The organism is Xenorhabdus szentirmaii DSM 16338 (genome assembly GCF_002632585.1).
Classification (GTDB): Bacteria; Pseudomonadota; Gammaproteobacteria; order Enterobacterales; family Enterobacteriaceae; genus Xenorhabdus; species Xenorhabdus szentirmaii.
Genome location: NZ_NIBV01000005.1, coordinates 25,812 through 30,814, shown reverse-complemented (window position 1 = coordinate 30,814; position 5,003 = coordinate 25,812). Strand labels below are relative to the sequence as shown.

The following is a 5,003-nucleotide window of genomic DNA, read 5'->3' as shown; positions in this document are numbered from 1 at the left end:
GGGCCAACTGACGTTTCAGACGCCCAATCAACGGCTGGCTGTCATGGACATTGCCTGCGGTGGCGTAAGTATCCATGATAATATTGGCTTTCCCGTCCACGGTACGGTGGTCGAGATAGAAAAATCCTGTCGGTTTGTTCGTCCGGTGCATAAAACCGCTTTCCGGGTCAGTCGTACTGACTTTTATCTGTTTTTGCCGTTCCTTGTGGGTTGGCGTCAACCTTTTTTTCCGGATTGAGCCCGGTCTTCACTTACGGCCTGTTCCAACTCGTCCAGATAGGCGCCCGGAAGAACAGGACGCTGGAGGCGCTCAGTTTTATGGGGATTGGCACTGGCTTTCAGATGGGTGCTGTCCGTATAGAGCACCCGCCCGCCCACAAAACCGCGGCGGATAGCCTGTTCGACAATATTGTCAAAAATGGACTGGAACACCTCGGAGTGGTTGAAGCGACGTCGCCGATTTTGGCTGAGGGTAGAGGCATCAGGGACTTTTTCAGTCAACCCCAGCCGCAAAAACCAGCGGTAGGCCATATTCACCTGGATCTCCTGAACCAACCGGCGTTCACTGGGGATCCCAAATAAATAGCCCAGTAACATCATTTTAATCAGCATCACCGGATCGATAGCCGGACGGCCATTATTTTGGCAATACAACGGGGCGACTAAATCTCGGATAAATTCGAAATCAAGGGCGGCATCGACTTTGCGAACCAGATGGTTTTGGGAGACGAGGTCATCAAGTGAGAGTGTTTCGGGCGGAAACGTCCGGGGAGAGGGAACTCTTAACATGGCGGCAGCTCCGTCGGGTGAACGGAATTTGATTAAAGCAAAGTACCGGATAAAAAACCAGCACTTTGTCAATAATCTGCAACCACCGACTAAAGTCGGTGGTTTAGTGATTAACGGACTGAAAGTCCGGATACGCATCGGCTGAACGATGCGTCAATCGTCCATCTTGAAATTATCATTTGGGTTCGGTTCAAAATGGTGGGCAAGATAAGCCTCAATCATTTCTTCTGTTAACTGACCCACCGTGGAACAAAAATAGCCTCTGCCCCAAAAATGCTGACCCCAATAGCGTTTTTTCAGATGAGTAAACTCCTCAAACAACTTACTCGCTGTCCTCCTTTTCAGCCTCCTCATGATTTCTGAGGGTGCTAATGTCGGCGGACTATTCACCAATATGTGAACATGATCTTGGCTCACGACACCACTTAATATTCTGATTTCAAATGCTTCACACGTCTGACGGACTAACTCTCGCACCCGAATACCGACTTCACCCGTCAGCACCTTGTACCTGTATTTTGTTACCCACACAAAATGATATTCGATATTAAATACCGTGTGGCTGCCATATCTGTAATCCATGTTGCACCTCCCGTGCAACACAGTATCGCAGCTAAAGCTGACCGACTAAAGTCGGTGGTTTTAACCTTTAATATGGAAGAATAAAATTCCTTTCGCTGTGGGTCAGGCCGCCGGCGTTGCCATTATGCCGCCCAACGCCGAAGCCACCTTTTCCCCTGCCACGGGCGGCGCATCCGTGTTCGCCGGGGTGGTGGTGGCTAAACGCGGCACACCGGGCGTCGTCCTGCATGTCACACCGGATACCCTGAAAAAAGTCCTGGGAGAGCCGATCCACCCGCATGTTGACCCGAATTTTGAACCGTACCGTCATGTTTATCAGGCGTTAAAGGGGGGCAATGGCTATGTTGTACGTGTCATACCGGACGATATGCAAATTTCCATACTGATCCTGACGAAAGGCAAGGAAGCCGGTGAAAAACCCAGACTGTATGCGACCACCAGGCCTGCGGATCCGTCAAAATCTAGTTTGATGGACATCGACGCGTACTTTTATATCGAGATTGCCGACGGTGACGACGCCCAGAATCGCTCGTTATCGCTGATTAAAAATCCAGACCGTCAGGGCCTGTTTACCCTCATCCTGAAGGAAACCGATAGCTTAGGTCATCAGACCCTGTTAGACACGATTCAGGTCTCATTAGATCCGGAAGCCACGAACGACATGGGGCAACCCGCCTATCTCCCGGTCGCATTGGAAAATAATACGCACCGTCTGTCGGCAGGGATATTAAGCCATAATATCGGCAGCCTGCCGGAGGATTATGACGGCTTTGAAGGCGGCTTCAGCGGGACTTTAGCCAATCTTTCCAATAAATCCTACGAAAACGCCATCGCAATTCTCCGTTCCTCAACGGTGAATTACACCTCCATTTTGTCATTGGGCTGTTACCAGCCGTTCGTCCTGTCAGCATTAGCCCAATTAGCCAACGAGGTCCGTGTTGACATGTTTTATGATCTACTCCCCTCCCTTGGCCCCTCTCAGGCGATTGACGCCGACCAAAGTCATGGGTTTGGCCATTACGCGCACATTTGCCGTTACCATTTTCCCTATACCTGCCGTGACGATTTTTCCGGGGCGAATGTTGCCTATGGCCTGTCCGGGAATGCGTTTGTGGCTAAAGCCAAGGGGGTTGCGATGGTGTCCGATGTGGGCGGCTACCACCTGTCCCCCGCCGGACAATCTCGCGGGATCATTCATCGCAGAAATATTAAACCGTTCGCCTTTGTGGCAAATATTAATCGCGAAGCCTATGTCAATAGCGGGATTAATACGGTGGGCTTTGCCTCTGACGGTGCCGTCATGATTGATGATGCACTCACCACCTACAGCAAAAAAATTATCTCCGATACCAGCATGTCAATAGCACCTTAAATGCCATCGCCCGCCAGGTTTATGACATTGGCCAGGCGTTGAAGCATGAACCGGACGGCGTGACCCGACGCGGGCTGGAAAGGGAAATTCCGAAGCTGCTTGACCGTTTTGTAGCCTCGGGCGCCCTGGTTGCCCCACGCAGGCACCGCCCCCTATGTTGTCACTGTGACACAGGATGCGTTTGATAGTTTGATATGTGGCACGTCAGATACGCCGTGTGTCCGACGGGCGTCTCTCGCCGAATTGTCGCTGAACCCGTGTTAATTCCATAATCAGTAGGTAAAGAAAAATGAGTAAAGGTATGTTTACACGCGGCGCACTGCTAACGTCGCGGTTGAGTGCATTCACTACCCCCGCAGGGCAGGTGGCCATGCTGGAGTCTCCTCAGGCCAGAAACACCGGAAAAACCGTGCGGCCACCGGCCGGTGCAGGTCAATCCCAGTCTGAAGAGATGCTGCTGGAAGCCGTGTACAAAAAGGCCGAACAGGATGCCCGCGGCATTGCCGCCGCCGCGGTAATTGACTGGGCACAACAGGGTGAAAGCTCCTTCGAGTCTTTTGATGAATTCGCGCTGAGACTGGCGGACCTGCCGCAAGACAGTGACAGCGCCTTCACCGATGAACAAATCGACGATTACAACCGCTGGTTAGGTCTGATGGCCGATGCGGCGGTTGCCATGGGGCCAGCCAGCATGACGTCACGGACATGATCGACAATGCCGATGACGAGGCCGCCGATGCCATGCTGGCGGCCATGGATATCTCACCCGACGACGAAGACAACATCATTGCGGAGTTTTCTGTCACCGGTGACGATGATAGAAGCCAATATCAAAGTGGTCCGTGATGACGTGGTGAAATTGATCCGTAAGCAACCGCATCCGCGCCGCCTCAGCGCAGCACAAAAAAATGCACTGAAGAAAGCCCGGATGAAAGCCCAAACCGCGTCGGCCAAAAAAGCCCGTAGGCAATCCAATCTTATCCGTAAAAAACGCGGTTTGTAATCACAACGCCACCGGCTATTGCGCAGGTGGCATAAGGGGAATTTCATGATTTGTGGCGCTGGCCACGTTGCAATCGCTGTGGGAATCCCCCTTTGAGAATGATTCCATCGGGTCGGTGGCGGGCATATCCACCCTCGCCAATGGCGCACAGGTCATGACAGACAATACCTCTGTCACCCGGATTAACTCATTAATGGTGTGGCAGGGCCAAAAACCGCCGCAAATCACACTGCCCTTGCATTTTATGGCCCAGCAGGATGCTCAGGTCGAAGTGCAGGCCGCCATCATGACGTTATTACAAATGGCCTCGCCTGAACTGGGCGTGGTCATGCCCGGCGGCAGGCGCCCTGAAACGGTCGTTATCGATATTGGACGCCGGTTAAAACTCACGGATGTGGTGATTCAGGACGTCAGCTTCGAACTGGACGCACCGAAAACGGCGGCAGGGTATTACACCCATAATACCGTGACGCTCTCGCTGTCCGGGATGCAGGTGCAGAAAAAATCAGAAATTCCTTATATGTTTATTTAATGGAGTGAAGTCATGGCGGGTTTTAGTAATAGCAAAGCAAATCAGAACCACCCGCATAGCGGGTGGTTTCAGACTGCTGACAAACCGCGTTGAAACCATACCATTGCCGTCTCCATTATCAACCCTCCTCTTCGTTTTTTTTCTGATTCATGCCCGTTATTCCCCTTTTCCAGAACGTGATGGGATGGTTGATCGACTACATTCACGGCTGAACCCCAGATAAAACCAACAAAGCGTGGCCACCAGTAACGCTATCTTCTTGATATTTTGCGCGGTGGCCGCCAATAGGCACTGTATCTGCACTTTCAGCAACCCGCGAAAATGGGCGTAACGATGCCCGTGATGCTGTTTGGCATCCGCAAAACTGCGCTCTATCGTTTCTTTTCGTCGCTTATGCATTTTTTTGCCCCACGGCGTTAACCGAATGTATTGAGCCTTTTCTTTGCTCGTTTCCCAGAGGTGCCGCGTGATGGTTTTTCCCTTTTTAGCCCGTGTACAAGCCGACCGCTGTGGACAGTTCTGGCAAATGCCGGCGGCTGTTTGGTAATGGCGGTATCCCTGGCGGTCGGTGGTGGTATAAATCAGCTTTTCGCCCTGCGGGCAGGTATAGCAATCGTGTTGCGAGTCATAAATAAACTGTTTCTTTTGGAACGTATTAGGGCCTTTGTTTGGGCGACGATAGCTGATGACCGGGGTGAGCCCCAGTTGCAGGGTCAGGTGGCAAA

The 5,003-nt window shown here is 51.9% G+C and carries 8 protein-coding genes and 1 pseudogene; 6 read left to right on the top strand and 3 right to left on the bottom strand.

Annotated elements, in window-relative coordinates; translation table 11 throughout:
• A pseudogene (locus Xsze_RS22990) lies at positions 1-789 on the bottom strand (transposase); the annotation flags it as partial.
• Here Xsze_RS22990 and Xsze_RS22310 point away from each other — a divergent pair.
• Positions 788-934: a hypothetical protein gene (locus Xsze_RS22310; RefSeq protein WP_169924461.1), complete on the top strand. Its 147-nt coding sequence runs from the start codon at positions 788-790 to the stop codon at positions 932-934. The pseudogene Xsze_RS22990 and the gene Xsze_RS22310 overlap by 2 nt on opposite strands.
• Before the next feature lie 8 nt (positions 935-942).
• Here Xsze_RS22310 and tnpA read toward each other — a convergent pair whose 3' ends face one another.
• The gene (gene tnpA / locus Xsze_RS20855; protein WP_099139185.1) at positions 943-1,371 is read right to left on the bottom strand and encodes an IS200/IS605 family transposase; all 429 of its coding nucleotides are present in this window, start codon (positions 1,369-1,371) and stop codon (positions 943-945) included.
• A gap of 124 nt (positions 1,372-1,495) precedes the next feature.
• Here tnpA and Xsze_RS20850 point away from each other — a divergent pair, with 124 nt between their 5' ends.
• From Xsze_RS20850 to Xsze_RS20840, 5 genes are all read left to right on the top strand, one after another.
• The gene (locus tag Xsze_RS20850) at positions 1,496-2,743 is read left to right on the top strand and encodes a phage tail protein (protein WP_244590090.1); all 1,248 of its coding nucleotides are present in this window, start codon (positions 1,496-1,498) and stop codon (positions 2,741-2,743) included.
• Between the two features lie 289 nt (positions 2,744-3,032).
• Positions 3,033-3,452 carry a hypothetical protein gene (locus tag Xsze_RS20845; protein WP_051462281.1) on the top strand — a complete coding sequence of 140 codons (420 nt, stop codon included), beginning with the start codon at positions 3,033-3,035 and terminating at the stop codon, positions 3,450-3,452.
• The gene (locus Xsze_RS22305; protein WP_167330994.1) at positions 3,449-3,589 is read left to right on the top strand and encodes a hypothetical protein; all 141 of its coding nucleotides are present in this window, start codon (positions 3,449-3,451) and stop codon (positions 3,587-3,589) included. The genes Xsze_RS20845 and Xsze_RS22305 overlap by 4 nt, the downstream gene beginning before the upstream one ends.
• Positions 3,552-3,746 (top strand): hypothetical protein, encoded by a 195-nt coding sequence (locus tag Xsze_RS21950; RefSeq protein WP_167330995.1) that lies wholly within the window; start codon positions 3,552-3,554, stop codon positions 3,744-3,746. Before Xsze_RS22305 ends, Xsze_RS21950 begins: the two co-directional genes overlap by 38 nt.
• Positions 3,747-3,813: 67 nt before the next feature.
• Complete coding sequence (locus tag Xsze_RS20840) at positions 3,814-4,278, top strand: hypothetical protein (RefSeq protein ID WP_244431729.1); 465 nt, start codon at positions 3,814-3,816, stop codon at positions 4,276-4,278.
• A gap of 156 nt (positions 4,279-4,434) precedes the next feature.
• Here Xsze_RS20840 and Xsze_RS22985 read toward each other — a convergent pair.
• On the bottom strand, positions 4,435-5,003 hold a 569-nt coding region (locus Xsze_RS22985; protein ID WP_244590059.1), incomplete at its 5' end, for a transposase.